Below are 21,090 nucleotides of genomic sequence, written 5' to 3'. Positions count from 1 at the left end.
CATGCTGGAACTCAACTTTACTCAAACTCTCGGCAACCACTGTCTGGTGCTCAACGAAACGTTGCCCGCCAGCGGAATTACCGCCGTCTTTGGCGTTTCGGGCGCGGGAAAAACTTCGCTGATTAATGCCATCAGCGGGCTGACGCGCCCGCAAACCGGGCGGATCGCGCTGAACAATCGCGTGCTTCACGACGCGGAAAATAAAATTTACCTGGCCCCTGAAAAACGGCGCATCGGCTATGTGTTCCAGGACGCGCGCCTGTTTCCGCACTATAAAGTGCGCGGCAATCTGCGCTACGGCATGGCGAAAAGCATGGCCGGTCAGTTTGATAATCTGGTCGCGCTGCTGGGTATTGAATCGCTGCTGGACCGGCTTCCGTCGTCGCTCTCCGGCGGTGAAAAACAGCGTGTGGCGATTGGCCGCGCGCTGTTAACCGCACCGGAACTTCTGCTGCTGGATGAGCCGCTGGCGTCGCTCGATCTGCCGCGTAAGCGCGAGTTGTTGCCCTATCTGCAACGCCTGGCGCGAGAAATTAACATTCCGATGCTCTATGTCAGCCACTCGCTGGACGAGATTCTGCATCTGGCGGACAACGTGCTGGTGCTGGAAAACGGCAGCGTGAAGGCCTTTGGGCCGCTGGAAGAGGTGTGGGGCAGCAGCGTGATGTATCCGTGGCTGCCGAAAGAGCAGCAGAGCAGCATCCTGAAGGTCAGCGTGCTGGAGCACCATCCGCACTACGCCATGACGGCGCTGGCGCTGGGCGATCAGCATCTGTGGGTCAATAAGATCGACAAGCCGCTGCAATCCGCGCTGCGTATACGCATTCAGGCGTCGGATGTTTCTCTGGTCCTCCAGCCGCCGTTGCAAACCAGTATTCGTAATATTTTGCGCGCGAAAGTGGCCCAGTGTGTGGATGATAACGGCCAGGTGGAAGTACAGCTGGAAGTGGGCAGCAGAAAGCTATGGGCGCGCATCAGTCCGTGGGCCAGGGATGAGCTTGGCATCAAACCTGGCCTGTGGCTTTACGCGCAGATCAAGAGTGTCTCGATCACCGCCTGATCACAGCAGATGGGTGTAAATGTACTGCGCGATGCTGTCGGTGGTGTTGTCGCCAATGACCACGTTGGCGCGCGCTTTCACGGCATCGTCGGCATTGCCCATCGCCACGCCAGTGCCGGCAGCCTCCAGCATGCTGATGTCATTGTAGTTATCCCCGAAAGCGATCACGTCTTTCATCGACCCGCCCTGAGATTCAACAAACTGCGTCAGGCGTTTGCCTTTGCTGTTGCCTTTACGCGCGATATCCACCTGATCGTGCCAGGACCATTCGCACTCCAGCCCCAGCGTCTGCTCAACATGTTTCGCGAATGCGTTCAGCTTGTTCGTATCTTCGTCCGTCAGAGCAAACTTCCAGATAGCATCGACGTCGGCGGCCGCCTGGCGTAGGGATGAGACCTGGGTAAAGACCGGACGCTGGGCCTCGGGCAGTGACAGCGCCCAGTTGCTGGTACGGATGACATGCCCGGTCGGGCGCTCATAGAGCATGGCGTTATCCACGTACATCAGGCCGTGAATGGCGTGCTCATCCAGCAGATCAATCAGTTGTAACGCCTCAGTCACCGGCAGCGGATCGGACTCAAGAACCTTTTTTGCATGATAATCATACAAATAAGTGCCATTACAACAAATTGCAGGTGTATCTAACGCCAGTGCCTGATAAAAAGGATGAATGGCAACGTGATGTCGACCGGTAACAATCAGGAGTTGATATCCCGCTTCCTGAGCACGTTTCAGTGCTTCGAGCGAAGAGGGGAGCAGGGTTTTTTGCGGGGTTAACAGCGTACCGTCTAAATCCAGAGCAATCACACGCGAGGTCATTTGTTCTTCCGGGTTAATGTTGAATTATGGTCTTAGGGGATGGTACACCGAGAGGCGTGACCCACAAAACGCCAGGCTAAAATTCAGCATTCACCGTTAAAAAGTTAATCACTTTCACGCGCAGTGAGGAGAGGAGTATTCATGAAACAAACCGTTTATACCGCCAGTCCTGAGAGCCAGCAGATCCACGTCTGGCGTTTGAATGCGGAAGGCTCGCTCACGCTGGTGCAGGTTGTTGATGTGCCGGGACAGGTGCAACCGATGGTTGTCAGCCCGGATAAACGTTTTCTGTACGTAGGCGTGCGTCCTGAGTTTCGCGTGCTGGCCTACCGCATTGCACCGGACGATGGTGCCCTGACCTATACCGCCGAAGCGCCGCTCCCGGGCAGCCCGACGCACATCTCGACCGATCGCAAAGGCCAGTTCATCTTCAGCGGTTCTTACAATGCGGGCTGCGTGAGCGTCACGCGTCTGGAAGATGGCCTTCCGCGCGACACCGTGGAAGTGGTTGAAGGGCTGGAAGGCTGCCACTCGGCCAATATCTCTCCGGACAACCGCACGCTGTGGGTTCCGGCGCTGAAACAGGATCGAATCTGCCTGTTTACCTTGAGCGACGACGGCCATCTGGCTGCGCAGACTCCGGCGGAAATCACCACCGTTGAGGGCGCAGGCCCGCGCCACATGGTGTTCCACCCGAATCAGCAGTACGCCTATGTGGTGAATGAGCTAAACAGCTCTGTTGACGTGTGGGCACTGAACGATCCGAACGGTAAGATTGAACGCGTTCAGACCCTGGACATGATGCCGTCAGACTTTACCGACACCCGCTGGGCGGCGGATATTCACATCACCCCGGATGGTCGTCATCTGTACGCCTGCGACCGTACCTCAAGCCTGATTACCATTTTCAGTATCTCTGAAGATGGCAGCGTGCTGGCAATCGAAGGCTTCCAGCCAACCGAAACCCAGCCGCGCGGCTTTAACATTGATAACAGCGGTAAATTCCTGGTGGCGGCGGGGCAGAAATCCCACCACATCGCGCTGTATGAAATCAAAGGCGAGCAGGGCCTGCTGGAAGAGAAAGGGCGCTATGCCGTAGGCCAGGGGCCAATGTGGGTGGTGGTAAACGCGCACTAAGCGGCGTAAAAAAAAACCTCGCAGTTGCGAGGTTTTTTTATGCCCGGCGTTCGGGATTACTGTTTCGGCTCTGCAACCACTTTGCTGCCCAGACCGCGGTTGTTGTATTCCCACATGCGGTTGAAGTTAGCGTCGTTCAGGTTGCGCTGCACGTTTCCTTTATCATCCATCGCGCCGGTGTTACCGGAGTAAGGACGTTTGGAGATCGCCGCGTCGGCCCATGGTTTTGCCATGTTAAAGCCTTCGTTAATCACGCTGTCGCGGATCACGACCTGGCCGTTGGTGGCAGAGTCGATGTCCAGCGAACGTCCCAGCTGCGCCACGCCGTCACCGGCTGCGGTAAAGCGGCTGTTCACGGCCAGGAAGCCGTAGAACATGTTGGACAGCGTTGCAGGAGCAAACACGTAACCTTCCTGCTGAGTACGGGAGTTCACCACGCGGAATTCGGTGTTATCAAACACCACCGCGCCGCGACCGGAGACGATATCCACATCACCTTCAATATAGCTGTTGGTCACCTGAGTACGGGTCAGACGGTTATTCTGCAGGGTGTTCTGCACACCGCTGTTGGTCACGAAGAAGGTGTTCTGACGACCCAGAATGTTCACGTTGTTGATCTGCACTTTGTCGCCGTCAGTACGCAGCGCCACAGCCTGATGGTTACCCGCATCCACGCTGTCACCCAGGGTGTTCTGAATGGTCAGGTTCTGCAGTTGCAGGCCGTTGTTCTGCGACCAGAACACCGCCGAGCACATCATGCCGATAGTGGCGCTCTGCTTGCTCTGGCAGCTGTCGAACATATACCACGCTGGTTTGCCCGGCATATACTTACCGGCCGGGTTCACCAGGTGACGCCAGGTGTTGCGGTCGATTTCAGAGTCGATCGCCAGACCGATTTTCACGTCAATCGCTTTATCACCGGTACCGTAAATCGTAATGCTGCCCGGTGCGGCGGGAACGTAGACCGTCCCTTCATACTCGCCTGGCAGAATTGCGATGTACTGGCGTGATGCGCTGTGTTTCGTAATGGCAGCGTCAACGGCAGCCTGAATGCTGGTGTGCGTCACGCCCTGCGTGCCTGCCGGGCCAACCACGAAGTTAGGCTGCGCAGGAACGCTAATAGAAGAAGGCGTCCACGGTGCCGCGTTCGGGTCCATGGCAGTGTAATAATGTGCGGCGGTGAAGTTTTTCGCTTCGCCAGCAGACAGAATTGGGCGAGATGCCGTGCCGGGTGCGGCCTGCTCAGAGGGCAGCTGGTCAGGTGGCGTTGAGCTGCACGCTGACAGTGTCACGCCAAAGGCGAGTGCCAACGCCAGACGAGAAATCCTGGAAATGTTCAAGGGAAAGCTCCTTGCTTCGCGAGTCTTAACGGGATGATCGAAATAGCCTGCTTTTTTATACTAAGTTGAGCGAAACGGGAAGATGAAATACGAAAAAGTTGCATATTTCACCCGCGCCCGGCGGGGAAGTCGTCACAAATAAATAACAATTTCCGTAAAGCCGGTTGACACGGGCAAACGAATGAAAATAAATGTCTATACAACTCATGACAAGCGGAAGTCCTATGCATCAGCTTCATCCCGACGATCTTATCTGGCGTAACGCACGACTGGCGACCATGAACCCTGATGAACCCGCACCTTACGGCCTGCGTGACAATGCGGCTCTGGTGGTGCGCGGCGAGAGGATTGTGGCGATTATCCCTGAAACGGAGGTCCCGGTTGCACATGCTCATCAGGTCGATCTCGGGGGGCGTCTGGTCACGCCCGGTCTGATCGATTGTCACACCCATCTGGTGTTCGGTGGCGATCGCGCCGCGGAGTGGGAGCAGCGTCTGAACGGCGTCTCTTATCAGACCATCAGCGCCCAGGGCGGCGGAATCAATGCGACCGTGGCCGCCACCCGCGAAAGCGATGAACAATCATTACTGAAGCGGGCGGAACAGCGTCTGCATCGCCTGATGCAGGAAGGCGTCACCACCCTTGAGATCAAGTCGGGCTATGGCCTGAATGCGCAGACCGAAGAGAAAATGCTGCGCGTCATCCAGACTCTGGCGCAAAGCCATCGGGTTGAGATCAGCCCAACGCTGCTCGCCGCCCACGCCGTGCCGAAGGAGTACCGTCAGGATCCGGACGCTTATCTGACGCAGGTTTGCGAGCAGATCATGCCGACTCTCTGGCGCGAAGGGCTGTTTGAAGCGGTGGACGTATTTTGCGAGAACGTCGGCTTCACGCTGTCGCAAACCGAACGGGTGTTTCAGGCGGCCACCGCGCTGGGCATTCCCGTCAAAGGCCACGTCGAACAGCTTTCCAGGCTGGGGGGCGCCGCATTAGTGAGCCGCTACCACGGCTGGTCCGCCGATCATATTGAGTATCTCGATGACGCGGGGGTCAAGGCGATGGCGCACAGCGGCACGGTCGCAGTGCTGCTACCCGGCGCGTTCTACTTCTTACAGGAACGCCAGCGCCCGCCTGTCGATCAGCTGCGAAAACAGGGCGTGCCGATGGCTGTCGCCACAGACTACAACCCCGGCACCAGCCCGTTTGCCAGCCTGCATCTGGCGATGAACATGGCCTGTGTGCAGTTTGGTTTAACGCCGGAAGAGGCATGGGCAGGCGTGACGCGTCACGCGGCACAGGCGCTGGGTCGGGGGGCCACCCACGGTCAGCTCAAGGCCGGTTTTGTCGCTGATTTCGTCATCTGGGATGCCGAGCGGCCGGTGGAAATGGTCTACGAGCCGGGGCGTAATCCGCTCTATCAGCGTGTGTTTCGAGGGAAAGTATCATGACACTCTGGCGGCCAACGCCCGCTGATCTCTGGCAGGGGCGCGACGACAGCAGCGAAGCCAGCAACGCGCTGCGAATTTTTCAGACTATCGCCCAGAACGAGCGTTTTACGCCCCAAAATTCAGGCATTGCGCTGTTAGGTTTCGAGTGTGATGCAGGCGTGCGGCGCAACCATGGGCGGCCCGGTGCTGCGCAGGCGCCCGACGTGCTGCGTAAAGCGCTGGCAAATATGGCCAGCCACAGCGGGCACGACACGCTGACCGATATGGGCACCATCGCCGTTGCGGGCGATCGGCTCGAAGATGCTCAGCGCGCGCTGAGTGATGCGGTGCTGGCCTGCCAGCAGTCGGGCATGCGCACGCTGGTGTTCGGCGGCGGCCACGAAACGGCCTGGGCCCACGGTCGCGGCGTGCTGGATGCCTTTCCTCACGAACGCGTTGCGATTATCAATCTCGACGCGCACCTTGATCTCCGCAAGGCCGACCACGCCACATCAGGCACGCCGTTCCGCCAGCTCGCGCAGTATTGCGAGGCGCAGAATCGCGAGTTTCAGTACGCCTGTCTGGGCGTCAGCCGGGCGGCGAATACGCAGGCGCTGTGGGACGAAGCGGCCCGCCTCAACGTGACGCTGGTGGAAGATCTCGATTTTCGCCGCGAGGCGTTACCAGTGTTGGAAAGCGTTTTGGCGCAGGCCGACCGCGTCTATCTGACCATCGATCTCGACGTACTGCCTGCCGGTGAAATGCCTGCCGTCTCAGCCCCGGCGGCGCTCGGCGTGTCGGCGCTGGATATAATGCCGGTGATTGGCGAAATCTGTCGCAGCGGAAAACTGCAGGCAGTAGATTTGGTCGAGTTTAATCCAATATACGATCGCGACGGACAGGGCGCGCGGCTCACGGCGCGTCTGGCCTGGCAAATTGCTCACTGGTGGGCATAAATCATTTTAAGGAGTAACCATGTTTTCACGCTCACCGAATCCGCCTTCCAGCGCGCCAGCCCCTTTCTACGAAAAGGTGAAACAGGCCATCAGCGAGAAGATCGCCACCGGCGTCTGGCAGCCGCACGACCGCATCCCCTCCGAGGCCGAACTGGTGGCCCAGTTTGGTTTCAGCCGTATGACCATCAACCGCGCGCTGCGTGAACTCACGGACGAAGGGCTGCTGGTGCGTTTGCAGGGGGTGGGAACGTTCGTCGCCGAGCCGAAAGGGCAGTCGGCGCTGTTTGAAATCCGCAGCATTGCCGACGAGATCGCCTCGCGCAATCATCAGCACCACTGTGAAGTGCTGGTGCTTGAGGAGACGCAGGCCAGTGCGGAGCAGGCGGTTGAGCTGAATGTCAAAGAGGGGGCGCGGATTTTCCACTCGGTGATGGTGCATTTCGAGAACGACGTTCCGGTGCAAATCGAGGATCGCTGCGTCAACGCCGAACGGGTGCCCGATTATCTTCAGCAGGATTATACCCAGACCACGCCCCACGCCTGGCTGTCACAGGTCGCTCCGCTGACCGAGGGCGAACACATTGTCGAAGCGGTGCGCGCCACGCCGCAGGAGTGCGAACAACTGCGGATTAAAGAGCACGACCCGTGCCTGCTGATCCGCCGCCGCACCTGGTCTTCCGGGCAGATTGTCTCGCACGCCAGACTGTTATTCCCCGGTTCCCGTTACCGGTTACAAGGCCACTTTATGTCATAGGTTTTCAAAGCGTGATAGCTAACACAATATAACAAAATTGTATCTTTATTGTTAAATCTGACCTTGTGCGTGGTTGTCTATACAAGTATATCTGTTTGTATCTTTCATCCCGTATGAGGACCACACAATGTCGTCAGGTAAATACCGTCAGCAGGATGTCCGCGCCCCGCGCGGCACCACGCTCACCGCCAAAAGCTGGCTCACCGAAGCGCCGCTGCGCATGTTGATGAACAACCTCGATCCCGACGTCGCCGAAAACCCGCACGAGCTGGTGGTGTACGGTGGCATCGGTCGCGCGGCGCGTAACTGGGAATGCTACGACGCCATTGTGGACGCGCTCACCAACCTCGAAATCGACGAAACCCTGCTGGTGCAATCCGGTAAACCGGTCGGGGTGTTCAAAACCCATAAGAATGCGCCACGGGTGCTGATTGCCAACTCAAACCTTGTTCCGCACTGGGCAACCTGGGAACACTTTAATGAGCTGGACGCCAAAGGGCTGGCGATGTACGGCCAGATGACTGCGGGCAGCTGGATCTACATTGGCAGCCAGGGCATCGTGCAGGGCACCTACGAAACCTTCGTCGAAGCCGGACGCCAGCACTATAACGGCTCCCTGAAAGGGCGCTGGGTATTGACCGCCGGACTGGGCGGCATGGGCGGCGCACAGCCGCTGGCAGCAACTCTCGCGGGTGCCTGTTCCCTGAACATCGAATGCCAGCAGAGCCGCATCGATTTCCGCCTGCGCACCCGCTATGTCGATGAGCAGGCCGACAATCTCGATGACGCGCTGGCGCGCCTTCAGAAATACACCGCCGAAGGCAAAACCGTGTCGATTGCCCTGTGCGGCAACGCGGCGGAGGTCGTTCCGGAACTGGTGGCGCGCGGCGTGCGCCCGGACCTGGTCACCGACCAGACCAGCGCCCACGATCCGCTCCACGGCTACCTGCCAAAAGGCTGGAGCTGGGAAGAGTACCAGCAAAAATCCCAAAGCGACCCGGAAGGGACGGTGCTGGCCGCCAAACGCTCGATGGCTGAGCATGTGTCGGCGATGCTGGCGTTCAGCAAAATGGGCGTACCGACCTTCGACTATGGCAACAACATTCGCCAGATGGCGAAAGAGATGGGCGTGGAAAACGCCTTCGACTTCCCTGGTTTTGTCCCGGCCTATATCCGCCCGCTGTTCTGTCGCGGCATTGGCCCGTTCCGCTGGGTAGCGCTCTCGGGCGACCCGGAAGATATCTACAAAACTGATGCCAAAGTGAAAGCCATCGTCGCCGACGACGCACACCTGCACCACTGGCTGGACATGGCGCGCGAACGCATCAACTTCCAGGGGCTGCCCGCGCGTATCTGCTGGGTGGGGCTGGAGTGGCGCCAAAAACTCGGCCTGGCCTTTAACGAAATGGTGCGCAGCGGCGAAGTCTCCGCGCCGATTGTGATTGGTCGCGACCACCTGGATTCCGGCTCAGTCGCCAGCCCAAACCGCGAAACCGAAGCTATGCAGGACGGCTCTGACGCGGTCTCTGACTGGCCATTACTCAACGCCCTGCTGAATACCGCCAGCGGCGCGACCTGGGTTTCGCTACACCACGGCGGCGGCGTCGGGATGGGCTTCTCCCAACATGCGGGCATGGTGATTGTCTGCGACGGTACCGACGAAGCTGCCGCCCGCATCGCCCGCGTACTGCATAACGACCCGGCGACAGGCGTCATGCGCCATGCCGACGCGGGTTACGACATCGCGATTGACTGTGCGAAAGAGCAGGGGCTGAACCTGCCGATGGTCGCCGCCACACAAGGAAAACACTGATGAATGCACTGACTATTACGCCCGGCGCGCTAACACTCGCTCACCTGCGCAGCGCCTGGCACCACCCGGTTACGCTAACCCTGGATGAAAACGCCCATCAGGCGATCAACGACAGCGTCGCCTGCGTGGAAGCCATCGTTGCCGAAGATCGCACGGCCTATGGCATCAACACCGGTTTTGGCCTGCTGGCGCAGACGCGCATCGCCACGCACGATCTGGAAAACTTACAGCGCTCGCTGGTGCTGTCACACGCGGCGGGGGTCGGCGAACCGCTGGATGACGAGATCGTCCGACTGATGATGGTGCTGAAAATTAACAGCCTGGCGCGCGGTTTCTCCGGTATCCGCCTGAGCGTGATTCAGGCGCTTATCGCTCTGGTCAACGCGCAGGTCTATCCGTGGATCCCGGCCAAAGGCTCGGTGGGGGCCTCGGGCGATCTGGCGCCGCTGGCGCACATGTCGTTGCTGCTCCTCGGCGAGGGCAAAGCTCGCTGGCAGGGGCAATGGCTACCCGCCAAAGAGGCGCTGCAAAAAGCCGGACTAACGCCAATTACCCTGGCGGCGAAAGAGGGACTGGCCCTGCTGAACGGCACCCAGGCTTCCACAGCCTTCGCCCTGCGCGGTCTGTTCGAAGCTGAAGATCTGTTTGCCTCGGCGGTGGTGTGCGGTGCGCTGACCACGGAAGCCGTGCTCGGTTCGCGTCGTCCGTTTGATGCGCGTATCCATGAGGTGCGCGGCCAGCGCGGGCAAATTGATGCGGCGGCGATGTACCGTCATCTGCTGACTGATACCAGCGCAATTGCGGATTCGCACCATAACTGCGACAAGGTGCAGGACCCGTACTCCCTGCGCTGTCAGCCGCAGGTGATGGGCGCGTGTCTGACGCAAATTCGTCAGGCCGCCGACGTGCTGCTGGTGGAAGCGAACGCGGTTTCCGATAACCCTCTGGTGTTCGCCGAGCAGAATGATGTGGTGTCGGGCGGGAACTTCCACGCGGAGCCGGTGGCGATGGCCGCCGATAATCTGGCGCTGGCGATTGCCGAAATAGGTTCGCTCTCTGAGCGTCGTATCGCACTGATGATGGATAAACACATGTCGCAACTGCCGCCATTCCTGGTGCGCAACGGCGGCGTAAATTCCGGGTTTATGATTGCCCAGGTGACGGCGGCGGCGCTGGCGAGCGAGAACAAAGCGCTGTCCCATCCGCACAGCGTGGACAGTCTGCCGACCTCGGCCAATCAGGAAGACCATGTCTCTATGGCGCCGGCGGCAGGGCGTCGTCTGTGGGAGATGGCCTACAATACGCGCGGCGTGATCGCGGTCGAGTGGCTGGCGGCGGTGCAGGGGATCGACCTGCGCGAAGGGCTGAAATCCAGTCCCCTGCTGGAGCAGGCGCGCCAGACGTTGCGTGAGCACGTCACGCACTACGACGACGACCGTTTCTTTGCACCGGATATTGATAAGGCGATGGAATTGCTGAGGGCGGGGAGCCTGGTGACGTTATTACCCGCGGTGCTATAAAGCAAAAGCCCGGCAGCGCTGCGCTTGCCGGGCCTGTAAAACGACGTTTTCGTGATGAATGAACCGTACAGGCCGGGTGAGGCGACGCCGCCGCCCGGCTTTTTTTACGAATACATCGCCGTAATCGACGCGCTTCCCAGCGTGTGAAAATGCACGTTAAAGCCGACCATTGCGCCGCTCGCGCCTTCATCCACATCGATCTTCTCAACGTCCAGGGCATGCACGGTGAAAATATACCGGTGCGTCTCGCCTTTTGGCGGCGCCGCGCCGCCATATCCGGCTTTGCCGAAATCGGTGCGGGTCTGAATGGCCCCTTCCGGCAACGCCGTTAAATCAGAGCCGGAGCCCTGCGGCAGCACGCGCGTGTCGGCGGGCAGGTTTGCCACAATCCAGTGCCACCAGCCGGAGCCGGTTGGCGCATCCGGGTCGTAGCAGGTGACGACAAAACTCTTCGTCCCCGGCGGAACATCATCCCAGGCCAGGTGCGGCGAAATATTATCGCCCTGATAACCCATGCCGTTAAACACGTGACGCTCGGGTAATTTTTCACCGTCGCGCAGATCCTGACTGATTATCTTCATGCGATTTCTCCGTACGTAGCCATGCAAAAAGTGTACTGCATAAAACAGCATACCGAAGCTAACGCGTTGGGTTAAATCGCAAAATGTGCGGGAATGTTAACAGCCTCATTCACCGCGCGGGTCAGCTTCTGCAATTGCTCTGGGGTGATGATGTACGGCGGCATCAGGTAGATCAGTTTGCCGAACGGTCGCACCCACACGCCACGCTCGACGAAGAAACGTTGCAATGCCGCCATGTTCACCGGGTGGCGCGTTTCGACCACGCCAATTGCGCCCAGCACCCGCACGTCGGCCACGAACGCTGACTGCGCCGCGCTCGCCAGTTCACGCGTGAGCTGCGATTCAATCGCCGCAACCTGCGTCTGCCATTCACCGCTTTCCAGAATAGCCAGACTTTCACTGGCGACCGCGCAGGCCAGCGGATTGCCCATAAACGTTGGGCCGTGCATAAAGCAGCCGGCTTCGCCGTCGCTGATGGTGTCGGCTACGTGACGGGTCGTGAGCGTTGCGGAGAGGGTCATGGTGCCGCCCGTCAGGGCTTTACCGAGGCACAAAATATCCGGGGCGATCTCCGCATGGTCGCAGGCAAAGAGCTTGCCGGTGCGGCCAAATCCGGTCGCGATTTCGTCGGCAATCAGCAGGATACCCTCCCGATCGCACATCTTTCGGATGCGTTTCAGCCACTCGGGATGATACATGCGCATTCCGCCCGCGCCCTGTACGACAGGCTCAAGGATCACGGCGGCAATTTCGTGGCGATGGGCGGCCATCAGACGGGCAAATCCGACCATATCCATTTCGTTCCACTCGCCGCCAAAACGGCTTTGCGGCGCCGGGGCGAACAGGTTTTCTGGCAGATAGCCCTGCCACAGGCTGTGCATCGAATTATCGGGATCGCAGACCGACATCGCGCCGAAGGTGTCGCCGTGATAGCCGTTGCGGAAGGTGAGGAAACGCTGGCGCGGCTCGCCTTTCGCCTGCCAGTACTGCAGCGCCATTTTCATCGTCACTTCCACCGCCACCGAACCGGAATCGGCGAGGAAAACGCATTCCAGCGCGTCCGGGGTCATGGAGACCAGCCGACGACACAACTCAATCGCCGGCTGATGGGTGATCCCGCCAAACATCACGTGGGACATCTGGTCAATTTGCGTTTTCATCGCCGCGTTCAGGCGCGGATGGTTGTACCCGTGGATGGTTGCCCACCAGGAGGACATTCCGTCGACCAGCGTTTCGCCGGTAGCCAGATGCAGTTCACACCCGTGCGCCGAGGCGACCGGATAAACGGGCAGCGGCCGGGTCATGGAGGTGTAGGGGTGCCAGATATGTTGCTTGTCGAAGGCGAGATCGTCCGGGGTCATAATCGACTTGTAAACCATTTTGAAAAGTTTTAGGTTTACAAGTATAAACCGAACCCACAATGAACTGAACCCCTTTTTGGAGAAGCCCGATGGCTAACCCTGTACGTTGGACAATGTCGCAAGTCACCGAATTATTTAACAAACCTTTCCTCGAACTGATGTTCGAAGCCCAGCAAATCCACCGCCAGCACTTCGATCCGCGCCATGTGCAGGTCAGCACGCTGCTGTCGATCAAAACCGGTGCCTGCCCGGAAGACTGCAAATATTGCCCACAAAGTGCGCGCTATAAAACCGGGCTGGAGGCCGAGCGGCTGATGGAAGTGGAGCAGGTGCTCGACTCGGCACGCAAGGCGAAAAACGCCGGTTCGACCCGCTTCTGCATGGGAGCCGCGTGGAAAAACCCGCACGACCGTGACATGCCGTATCTGGAGCAGATGGTGCAGGGCGTGAAAGCGATGGGGCTGGAAGCCTGCATGACGCTCGGCACGCTCAATGAAACGCAGGCGCAGCTCCTGTCGGCGGCGGGTCTGGACTACTACAACCATAACCTCGATACCTCGCCGGAATTCTACGGCAACATCATCACCACCCGTACCTACCAGGAGCGTCTCGATACGCTCGACAAGGTGCGCGACGCGGGGATCAAAGTTTGCTCCGGGGGGATTGTCGGCCTGGGTGAAACGGTAAAAGATCGCGCCGGTCTGCTGTTGCAGCTGGCGAATTTGCCGACGCCGCCGGAAAGCGTGCCGATCAACATGCTGGTGAAGGTCAAAGGCACGCCGATGGCCGATAACGATGACGTGGATGCATTTGATTTTATCCGCACGATTGCCGTCGCGCGCATCATGATGCCGACCTCGTTTGTGCGCCTCTCCGCAGGCCGTGAGCAGATGAGCGAGCAGACTCAGGCGATGTGCTTTATGGCGGGCGCAAACTCAATTTTCTACGGCTGCAAACTGCTCACCACGCCAAACCCGGAAGAGGACAAAGACGTCCAGCTGTTCCGCAAACTGGGGCTGAATCCGCATCAGACCGAGGTGTTGACGGGTGATAACGAGCAGCAGCACCAGCTGGAACAGCAGCTTTTCAACGCCGACACTGAACAGTTCTACAACGCGGCAGCCCTATGACCTGGCAACACCGCATCGACGCCGCGCTGGAGGAACGCCGCGCGGCGGACGCATTTCGCTCGCGCTCGGCGGTCGAAAGTGGCGGGCGTTTTCTGATCCGCGAAACGCGCCGGTTCTGCAACTTTTCAAGCAACGATTATCTCGGCCTGAGCCAGCATCCGGCGATCATTCGCGCCTGGCAGCAGGGGGCGGAAACCTGGGGCGTCGGCAGCGGCGGGTCGGGGCATGTGACGGGCTACACCACCGCGCATCAGGCGCTGGAAGAGGCCCTTGCTGACTGGCTCGGCTATCCCCGCGCGCTGCTGTTTATCTCCGGTTTTGCCGCCAATCAGGCGCTGATTGCGGCCCTGATGGGAAAAGAGGATCGGATTGTCGCCGACCGTCTGAGCCACGCTTCCCTGCTCGAAGCGGCCAGCCTCAGCCCGGCGCAGCTGCGCCGGTTTGCCCATAACGACGCCGCCCAGCTCAACGCGCTGCTGGCGAAATCCTGCGACGGGCAACAGCTGGTGGTGACGGAGGGGGTCTTCAGCATGGACGGCGACTGCGCTCCGCTGGTTGAACTCTATGCCGCGGCACGCCAGCACAACGCCTGGATGCTGGTGGACGATGCCCACGGCGTTGGTGTGCTGGGCGCGGAAGGGCGCGGAAGTGCCGCCCGCCAGGATGTTAAACCGGAGCTGCTAATTGTGACTTTCGGCAAAGGGTTTGGCATCAGCGGTGCGGCGGTGTTATGCAGCGAATCCGTCGCGGATTACCTGCTGCAATTCGCCCGCCATCTGATCTACAGCACCAGTATGCCGCCCGCGCAGGCCGTGGCGCTGCTGGAAGCGCTGAGGGTTGTCCGCAGCGCAGAGGGCGAGCAGCGGCGACACACTCTGGCTGCGCACATCCAGCGCTTTCGGGCGGGCGTGCGCGAGCTACCCTGGCAGATGACCGATTCGCAAAGTGCCATCCAGCCGCTGATTGTGGGCGAGAACAGCCGTGCCTTGCATCTGGCGCAGCAGCTTCGCGAGCGTGACATGTGGGTGACGGCGATCCGCCCGCCAACCGTCCCGGCGGGCACTGCTCGATTACGCCTGACCCTGACGGCTGCGCACCACACGCAGGACATTGATGATTTACTGGAGGCGCTGCATGACGCAGGTTAATAAGCAGGCCATCGCCTCTGCTTTCGGGCGAGCGGCACAAAGTTATTCCCGACACGACGACCTGCAGCGCCGGAGCGCCCAGGGGCTGAAAACGCTGCTCGGCGAGGGGCGTTTCCACACCGTGCTGGATGCAGGCTGCGGGCCTGGCGCAAACAGCCGTCTCTGGCGCGAGGCGGGCAGCCATGTGACGGCCCTCGACCTCTCCCCGCAAATGCTGGAACAGGCGCGCTATCAGCAGGCGGCCGATGATTATCTGGTGGGGGACATCGAGTCTATTCCGCTGCCGGACGCGCAATTTGACCTGGTCTGGAGCCATCTGGCGGTGCAGTGGTGCGCCAGTCTGCCGCAGGCGTTGCGCGAGCTGTATCGGGTCACGCGCCCCGGCGGCACTGTCGCTTTCACCACGCTGCTCGATAACTCTCTGCCGGAGCTGAATCAGGCCTGGCGTGCGGTGGATGAACGGCCGCACGCCAACCGTTTTTTACCGGCGCAGGCGGTGAACGACGCCCTCGCCGGGTGGCGCTACAGGGCCATCACGGAGGTCGTTACCCTCTCTTTCAGCGATGCCCTGAGCGCGATGCGCTCGCTGAAAGGGATTGGCGCCACCCATCTGCACGATGGACGGGCGCGAAAACCGCTCACGCGCGGCGAACTTACGCAGCTTGAGCTGGCGTGGCCGCGTGTGCGCGGGGAATTCCCGCTCTCTTATCAACTCTTTCATGGGATTATCGAACGTGACTGAACGCTATTTTGTCACCGGAACCGACACTGAAGTCGGTAAAACCGTCGCCAGCTCGGCGCTGTTGCAGGCGGCGCGTGTGCAGGGATTCATCACCGCCGGGTACAAACCGGTCGCCTCCGGCAGCGAGATAACGCCGGAGGGCTTGCGCAACTCCGACGCGCTGGCGCTGCAACGCCACAGCACGCTTGCACTGCCGTATCAGGCGGTGAATCCGTACACCTTCGCCGAGCCGACCTCGCCGCACATCATCAGCGCCGACGAGCAGCGCCCGATTGCGTTTTCGGTTCTCTCTGCAGGTCTGCGCGCGCTGGAGCAGCAGGCGGAATGGGTGCTGGTCGAAGGGGCAGGCGGCTGGTTTACGCCGCTCTCGGCGCATCAGACGTTTGCTGACTGGGTGCAGGAAGAACGGCTGCCGGTGATCCTGGTCGTGGGCGTTAAGCTCGGCTGTATCAACCACGCGATGCTCACCGCGCAGGCGATTCAGCAGGCCGGTTTACCCTTCGCAGGCTGGATCGCCAACGACGTGGTGGCCCCAGGTAAACGTCATCAGGAGTATCTTGCGACGCTGAAAAACGTCCTTCCTGCGCCGTTCCTCGGGGAGATCCCCTGGCTTGCTGAGGGCGCAGAGCAGGCCGAGACCGGGCAGTATCTCGATCTCAGCGTCTTGCATCCAGCGACATCCAGTGGGCGATAAGCTCATCATCCAGCTCGTTAACGTGGCCCTGAGCCACGTTACGCCCGCGATACAGCACGCAAAAACGATCGGCCACCCGGCGAATAAACGACAGCTGCTGTTCCGCTAACAGCACCGTCATTCCCAGCTCCCGACTCAACCGCATCAGCAGTTGCCCAAGCCGGATGGCAAAGGTGCTTCCCGCGCCGTGCAGCGGCTCGTCCAGAATCAGCAGACGAGGGCGGCAAATGAGCGCATTGGCCAGCGCCAGCTGGTACTGCTCGTCAGGCGACATCCCCGTCGCTCTGGCGTGGCGCAGCGGCCAGAGCTGGGGAAACAGCTCGTAAATATCACTGCTCGCCGCCGCATCGGGCGCACCTTTGGCGCGCATGGCCACGTGCAGATTCTCCTCGACGGTGAGCTGTGAGAAAATCCGTCGGTCCTGTGAGACATAGCCAATGCCCGGCATCGCGCACTGCTCAGGTGCAGCGCTGCTCAAATTGCACGGTGGCGCGCCCGCTTCATGCCAGATGATGGTGCCGCTCTCGATGGGCAACTGGCCGGTGATGCAGTTGATAAGCGTGGTTTTCCCCATACCCGGCAGCCCGATAACACCGGTACACATCCCTGGCGGCAAATCCAGATCGACATTCCACAGCGTGTGCTGACTTCCATAGAACTGATTAACGGCGCGCAGACTTAGCATATTTCACTCCTTAAAACGCATGAGGGATGAGACGTCTCAGGATAATTTGCAAAACCCTTGCCATAACCGATGGCGTGGTTCGATATGCTGCACTTTTCAGATTTGGCTCACAGCCGTTAAAAGGGCGTGCTGTGCACATAATGACGGAAATGTGATTAAGATCTCGCCAGTCGGTTATGCGCGGTGGGGCTGAATATCATCAAAAAAGACCTATAAATATTTTTTACGGACATGCCCTTGGGAAAAACCGGGAATTTGCGGAGTCGCGGTCTGTACGGGCTGGAAGCACTTATCCACTATTCCTGTGGATAACCATGTGCATTAGAGTTAGAAAACCTGAGGCAAGCGAGAGAAGACGCGGCCTGCGCATGAATTGATGCGAAACGCGGCTTTAAGAAATATCTTCTATGAATTAACGAGTTAGACAAAAGCAATCATCGTCATGAAAGTGTCACTGACTGCCATAAAACTATCATTACGTGGCTTGACAAATGTTAAAAATAGAAATGTTCTGGGGATAACCGAACATTGCTGGTGTTTTATCTCGTCACAGCCTAAATTTTGGCCCCTTTCGCGCTCATCAGGCGGATGCTAATCCAGATATCCTTACACGCCACTGGTTTTACATCCAGTATTAATTACTGGCAAATTTGCCAGCCGCGAGTAAAATTACTCACCTGCCGCTTTTTCCGTCATCAGGTTGTCGCCCATGAGTAAATTGTTCAAACTGAATTCTGCTTTCCGTCCGTCTGGCGATCAGCCGGATGCGATCCGTCGCCTGAAAGAGGGGCTGGAAGACGGGCTGGCGCACCAGACCCTGCTGGGTGTGACCGGTTCGGGCAAAACCTTTACCGTTGCCAATGTGATTGCGGATCTGCAGCGCCCGACGATGGTGCTGGCCCCCAACAAAACGCTGGCGGCGCAGCTGTATGGCGAGATGAAAGAGTTCTTCCCGGAAAACGCCGTCGAATATTTCGTCTCCTACTACGATTACTACCAGCCGGAAGCCTACGTACCCAGCTCAGACACCTTTATCGAGAAAGATGCTTCGGTCAACGAACATATCGAACAGATGCGTCTGTCGGCGACGAAAGCGCTACTTGAGCGTCGGGATGTGATCGTGGTGGCGTCGGTCTCCGCCATCTATGGTCTGGGCGATCCGGATCTTTATCTCAAGATGATGCTGCACCTGACCATCGGGATGATTATCGATCAGCGCGCGATTTTACGCCGTCTGGCGGAGCTGCAGTATGCCCGTAACGACCAGGCGTTCCAGCGCGGTACTTTCCGCGTGCGCGGCGAAGTGATCGACATCTTCCCGGCAGAATCCGACGATCTGGCTCTGCGCGTTGAGCTGTTTGACGAGGAAGTCGAGCGTCTGTCGCTGTTTGATCCCCTGACCGGCCACGTTGAGTCGGTGATTCAGCGCTTTACCATCTACCCGAAAACCCACTACGTCACCCCGCGCGAGCGTATCGTACAGGCGATGGAAGAGATCAAAGTGGAGCTGGCGGACCGTCGTAAAGTGCTGCTGGCGAATAACAAACTGCTCGAAGAGCAGCGTCTGAGCCAGCGTACGCAGTTCGATTTAGAGATGATGAACGAGCTGGGTTACTGCTCGGGCATCGAAAACTACTCGCGTTATCTCTCCGGGCGTGGTCCTGGCGAGGCACCGCCAACCCTGTTCGATTATCTCCCGGCTGACGGTCTGCTGGTGGTGGACGAATCTCACGTCACTATTCCGCAGATCGGCGGCATGTATCGCGGTGACCGCGCGCGAAAAGAGACGCTGGTGGAGTACGGTTTCCGTCTGCCGTCGGCGCTCGATAACCGCCCGATGAAATTTGAAGAGTTCGAGGCGCTGGCCCCGCAAACGATTTATGTGTCGGCCACGCCGGGGAACTACGAGCTGGAGAAATCCGGTGATGAAGTTATCGATCAGGTGGTACGTCCAACGGGCCTGCTGGACCCTATTATCGAAGTTCGCCCGGTGGGAACGCAGGTGGACGATCTGCTCTCAGAGATCCGCGCTCGCGCATCGGTTAACGAGCGTGTGCTGGTCACTACGCTAACCAAACGTATGGCGGAAGACTTGACCGAGTATCTGGAAGAGCACGGGGAGCGCGTGCGGTATCTGCACTCGGATATCGATACCGTTGAGCGTATGGAGATCATTCGCGATTTACGTCTTGGTGAGTTTGACGTTCTGGTGGGGATCAACCTGTTGCGAGAAGGTCTCGACATGCCGGAAGTGTCGCTGGTGGCGATTCTGGATGCCGACAAAGAGGGCTTCCTGCGTTCTGAGCGCTCCCTGATTCAGACCATTGGCCGCGCGGCGCGTAACATCAACGGGAAAGCGATTCTGTACGGTGACAAAATTACGGCGTCGATGGCGAAAGCGATCGGCGAAACGGAACGTCGTCGTGAGAAACAGCAGCAGTACAACGAAGAGCATGGCATCACCCCGCAGGGGCTGAACAAGAAAGTGGTGGATATTCTGGCGCTGGGCCAGGGGATTGCGAAAACCAAAGGCCGCGGAAAAGCGCGTCATCCGGTTGAGGCCGATGCGGTGGAAGTGCTGCTGACACCGAAAGCGCTGCAGCAGAAAATCCACGAACTGGAAGGGCAGATGATGCAGCATGCGCAGAATCTGGAGTTTGAAGAAGCGGCGCAACTTCGCGATCAGCTGCATAAGCTGCGCGATCTGTTTATCGCGGCGTCGTAACTCGCGTTGCCGGGCGGCATTGCGTCTGCCCGGCTAACCGTTCGGATGCGTTGTCGGCTCGGTTAGCGTACCGCCACCGGGCGCAGTTCGGTTGTTATCCCAACGCCTGAATCGCTTTTTCCAGCGCCAGGCGCAGCAAATGCCGGTCGTGGCGATATTTAATATCACTCGCTTCCAGCTCTGTCTGCACCACCACACGACCTTCCATTCCCGAAACATCCACCTTCGGCCCTACAACCACGCCGTCGATGATTTTTTTACCGACGTACTGCTCCATCAGATTGAGTTTATCGGCAAGCGAAAGGCTGGCGGCGGCAGGGCTAAGCTCTTTCCCCAGATTACCGATATACACCATCGGCGCGGGTGTTCTGCGCAGCGCCTGGGCCAGCTCTTTTACCAGCAGCAGCGGCATCAGACTGGTGTAAAAACTGCCAGGGCCGATGAGGATCAGATCCGCTTCGCTGATTGCTTCCACCGCTTCGCGCGTGGCGGGAACAGTCGGGTAGGTCATTAGCTCTTTGGGCGGGACTACCAGCTGGTCAATATTGACCTCGCCGTAAACTTCATGCCCTTCCATGTCGATCGCCATCAAATCGACCGGTTGTTCCGACATAGGAATCAGGAAAGCATCCACTTTCAGCAGATTTCGGATTAAATTGATCGCCTCAAGCGGGCGTACGCTCAGGTGATCCAGCGCCTTTAACATCAGATTTCCGAGGTTATGCCCGGAAAGTTCCCCGTTACCGCCAAAACGATACTCAAACATCGCCGATGCGACGCTTTGTTCGGTAATTAACTGGTTAAGACAGTTACGCATATCGCCCCAGGCAATACCGCCTTCTGAACGACGAATACGACCTGTTGAGCCACCGTTATCGGTGGTGGTCACGATCCCGGTGAGCCTGGAGCCCAGCGAGGATAATGACGACATAACCCGCCCCAGCCCATGCCCTCCGCCGAGAGCGACCACACGGTCAAGATCCGCAAAAGTGCGATTGCGCATACAGATTCCTTATGACATTTGATCCGCGTAACAGTAACCCAACTACCCCTAAAAGACGATGCCCGACCCCTGTCAAAATGACGTATATCAATGCGAAACATTGATTTTTACGTATTCTGTAGTGAAAGTGTACGATCAGGTCGCTATATATATAATTATATAGCGAAATCGGCGAATGGCGAAAGCGCCATTTCC

Annotated in this window: 18 protein-coding genes; 12 read left to right on the top strand and 6 right to left on the bottom strand. The window is 58.8% G+C overall.

All coding sequences use genetic code 11. The features are described from left to right. Position 1 precedes the first annotated feature (1 nt). On the top strand, positions 2 to 1,060 hold the full coding sequence (gene modC, locus OVA10_RS17970; protein ID WP_102105236.1) for a molybdenum ABC transporter ATP-binding protein ModC: 1,059 nt from the start codon (positions 2 to 4) through the stop codon (positions 1,058 to 1,060). On the opposite strand, the gene OVA10_RS17965 is transcribed toward modC, so the two are convergent. After that, positions 1,061 to 1,879, bottom strand: a complete 819-nt coding sequence (locus OVA10_RS17965; RefSeq protein WP_268196554.1) for a pyridoxal phosphatase — start codon at positions 1,877 to 1,879, stop codon at positions 1,061 to 1,063. It abuts the gene before it with no gap. Positions 1,880 to 2,020: 141 nt separating this feature from the next. On the opposite strand from OVA10_RS17965, the gene pgl reads away from it, so the two are divergent. Then, positions 2,021 to 3,016, top strand: coding sequence for a 6-phosphogluconolactonase (pgl, locus tag OVA10_RS17960; RefSeq protein WP_100777146.1), 996 nt, complete (start codon positions 2,021 to 2,023; stop codon positions 3,014 to 3,016). A 56-nt stretch (positions 3,017 to 3,072) separates the two neighbouring features. Here the strand turns inward: pgl and OVA10_RS17955 are convergent, their stop codons facing one another. After that, a complete protein-coding gene (locus tag OVA10_RS17955) occupies positions 3,073 to 4,356 on the bottom strand; it encodes a putative acyl-CoA thioester hydrolase (RefSeq protein ID WP_100777145.1) in 1,284 nt (427 codons plus the stop codon). A gap of 224 nt (positions 4,357 to 4,580) precedes the next feature. Here OVA10_RS17955 and hutI point away from each other — a divergent pair, with 224 nt between their 5' ends. The 5 genes from hutI (at position 4,581) to hutH (ending at position 10,826) form a co-directional block, all read left to right on the top strand. Beyond that, positions 4,581 to 5,804, top strand: a complete 1,224-nt coding sequence (gene hutI, locus OVA10_RS17950) for an imidazolonepropionase (RefSeq protein ID WP_268196909.1) — start codon at positions 4,581 to 4,583, stop codon at positions 5,802 to 5,804. Beyond that, complete coding sequence (gene hutG, locus OVA10_RS17945) at positions 5,801 to 6,739, top strand: formimidoylglutamase (RefSeq protein WP_268196553.1); 939 nt, start codon at positions 5,801 to 5,803, stop codon at positions 6,737 to 6,739. Before hutI ends, hutG begins: the two co-directional genes overlap by 4 nt. Positions 6,740 to 6,758: 19 nt before the next feature. Beyond that, positions 6,759 to 7,493 carry a histidine utilization repressor gene (locus tag OVA10_RS17940; RefSeq protein ID WP_268196552.1) on the top strand — a complete coding sequence of 245 codons (735 nt, stop codon included), beginning with the start codon at positions 6,759 to 6,761 and terminating at the stop codon, positions 7,491 to 7,493. A gap of 127 nt (positions 7,494 to 7,620) precedes the next feature. Next, on the top strand, positions 7,621 to 9,306 hold the full coding sequence (gene hutU / locus OVA10_RS17935; RefSeq protein WP_231276515.1) for a urocanate hydratase: 1,686 nt from the start codon (positions 7,621 to 7,623) through the stop codon (positions 9,304 to 9,306). Next, a complete protein-coding gene (hutH, locus tag OVA10_RS17930; protein WP_181827507.1) occupies positions 9,306 to 10,826 on the top strand; it encodes a histidine ammonia-lyase in 1,521 nt (506 codons plus the stop codon). The genes hutU and hutH overlap by 1 nt, the downstream gene beginning before the upstream one ends. Before the next feature lie 104 nt (positions 10,827 to 10,930). Here hutH and OVA10_RS17925 read toward each other — a convergent pair whose 3' ends face one another. Beyond that, complete coding sequence (locus OVA10_RS17925; protein ID WP_100777139.1) at positions 10,931 to 11,407, bottom strand: kinase inhibitor; 477 nt, start codon at positions 11,405 to 11,407, stop codon at positions 10,931 to 10,933. A gap of 71 nt (positions 11,408 to 11,478) precedes the next feature. Continuing rightward, on the bottom strand, positions 11,479 to 12,768 hold the full coding sequence (bioA, locus tag OVA10_RS17920) for an adenosylmethionine--8-amino-7-oxononanoate transaminase (protein WP_416079739.1): 1,290 nt from the start codon (positions 12,766 to 12,768) through the stop codon (positions 11,479 to 11,481). Positions 12,769 to 12,857: 89 nt separating this feature from the next. Between bioA and bioB the strand changes: the two genes are divergently transcribed. Genes bioB through bioD form a run of 4 tightly spaced genes read left to right on the top strand, consistent with a single transcriptional unit; the run spans position 12,858 to position 16,482 of the window. Then, on the top strand, positions 12,858 to 13,898 hold the full coding sequence (gene bioB / locus OVA10_RS17915; RefSeq protein WP_268196550.1) for a biotin synthase BioB: 1,041 nt from the start codon (positions 12,858 to 12,860) through the stop codon (positions 13,896 to 13,898). After that, entirely contained in the window at positions 13,895 to 15,046 is a 1,152-nt protein-coding gene (bioF, locus tag OVA10_RS17910) for an 8-amino-7-oxononanoate synthase (RefSeq protein ID WP_268196549.1), read from the top strand. Before bioB ends, bioF begins: the two co-directional genes overlap by 4 nt. After that, a complete protein-coding gene (gene bioC, locus OVA10_RS17905; protein ID WP_181827510.1) occupies positions 15,033 to 15,788 on the top strand; it encodes a malonyl-ACP O-methyltransferase BioC in 756 nt (251 codons plus the stop codon). The genes bioF and bioC overlap by 14 nt, the downstream gene beginning before the upstream one ends. Then, a complete protein-coding gene (gene bioD / locus OVA10_RS17900) occupies positions 15,781 to 16,482 on the top strand; it encodes a dethiobiotin synthase (RefSeq protein ID WP_268196548.1) in 702 nt (233 codons plus the stop codon). The genes bioC and bioD overlap by 8 nt, the downstream gene beginning before the upstream one ends. On the opposite strand, the gene OVA10_RS17895 is transcribed toward bioD, so the two are convergent. Continuing rightward, positions 16,445 to 17,167, bottom strand: coding sequence for an ABC transporter ATP-binding protein (locus OVA10_RS17895; RefSeq protein WP_181827512.1), 723 nt, complete (start codon positions 17,165 to 17,167; stop codon positions 16,445 to 16,447). The two genes, bioD and OVA10_RS17895, sit on opposite strands and share 38 nt — an antisense overlap. 709 nt (positions 17,168 to 17,876) lie before the next feature. On the opposite strand from OVA10_RS17895, the gene uvrB reads away from it, so the two are divergent. Beyond that, a complete protein-coding gene (gene uvrB / locus OVA10_RS17890) occupies positions 17,877 to 19,892 on the top strand; it encodes an excinuclease ABC subunit UvrB (protein WP_102105221.1) in 2,016 nt (671 codons plus the stop codon). A 94-nt stretch (positions 19,893 to 19,986) separates the two neighbouring features. Here uvrB and yvcK read toward each other — a convergent pair whose 3' ends face one another. Beyond that, positions 19,987 to 20,895 (bottom strand): uridine diphosphate-N-acetylglucosamine-binding protein YvcK, encoded by a 909-nt coding sequence (yvcK, locus tag OVA10_RS17885; protein WP_100777131.1) that lies wholly within the window; start codon positions 20,893 to 20,895, stop codon positions 19,987 to 19,989. Positions 20,896 to 21,090 lie beyond the last annotated feature (195 nt).

Source organism: Lelliottia sp. SL45, from assembly GCF_026672535.1.
Lineage (GTDB): Bacteria > Pseudomonadota > Gammaproteobacteria > Enterobacterales > Enterobacteriaceae > Enterobacter > Enterobacter nimipressuralis.
Note: the sequence above shows the minus strand (reverse complement) of the source record. Positions and strands in the feature narration are given on the sequence as shown.

What these genes read in the sequence shown, in the direction of transcription:
- bioF (WP_268196549.1), top strand. Translation starts at nt 13,895, where the DNA reads ATGACCTGGCAACACCGCATCGACGCCGCGCTGGAGGAACGCCGCGCG.
- hutI (WP_268196909.1), top strand. Translation starts at nt 4,581, where the DNA reads ATGCATCAGCTTCATCCCGACGATCTTATCTGGCGTAACGCACGACTG.
- OVA10_RS17940 (WP_268196552.1), top strand. Translation starts at nt 6,759, where the DNA reads ATGTTTTCACGCTCACCGAATCCGCCTTCCAGCGCGCCAGCCCCTTTC.
- modC (WP_102105236.1), top strand. Translation starts at nt 2, where the DNA reads ATGCTGGAACTCAACTTTACTCAAACTCTCGGCAACCACTGTCTGGTG.
- bioA (WP_416079739.1), bottom strand. Translation starts at nt 12,768, where the DNA reads ATGACCCCGGACGATCTCGCCTTCGACAAGCAACATATCTGGCACCCC.
- uvrB (WP_102105221.1), top strand. Translation starts at nt 17,877, where the DNA reads ATGAGTAAATTGTTCAAACTGAATTCTGCTTTCCGTCCGTCTGGCGAT.
- OVA10_RS17925 (WP_100777139.1), bottom strand. Translation starts at nt 11,407, where the DNA reads ATGAAGATAATCAGTCAGGATCTGCGCGACGGTGAAAAATTACCCGAG.
- yvcK (WP_100777131.1), bottom strand. Translation starts at nt 20,895, where the DNA reads ATGCGCAATCGCACTTTTGCGGATCTTGACCGTGTGGTCGCTCTCGGC.
- pgl (WP_100777146.1), top strand. Translation starts at nt 2,021, where the DNA reads ATGAAACAAACCGTTTATACCGCCAGTCCTGAGAGCCAGCAGATCCAC.
- hutU (WP_231276515.1), top strand. Translation starts at nt 7,621, where the DNA reads ATGTCGTCAGGTAAATACCGTCAGCAGGATGTCCGCGCCCCGCGCGGC.
- OVA10_RS17965 (WP_268196554.1), bottom strand. Translation starts at nt 1,879, where the DNA reads ATGACCTCGCGTGTGATTGCTCTGGATTTAGACGGTACGCTGTTAACC.
- bioC (WP_181827510.1), top strand. Translation starts at nt 15,033, where the DNA reads ATGACGCAGGTTAATAAGCAGGCCATCGCCTCTGCTTTCGGGCGAGCG.
- OVA10_RS17895 (WP_181827512.1), bottom strand. Translation starts at nt 17,167, where the DNA reads ATGCTAAGTCTGCGCGCCGTTAATCAGTTCTATGGAAGTCAGCACACG.
- hutH (WP_181827507.1), top strand. Translation starts at nt 9,306, where the DNA reads ATGAATGCACTGACTATTACGCCCGGCGCGCTAACACTCGCTCACCTG.
- hutG (WP_268196553.1), top strand. Translation starts at nt 5,801, where the DNA reads ATGACACTCTGGCGGCCAACGCCCGCTGATCTCTGGCAGGGGCGCGAC.
- bioB (WP_268196550.1), top strand. Translation starts at nt 12,858, where the DNA reads ATGGCTAACCCTGTACGTTGGACAATGTCGCAAGTCACCGAATTATTT.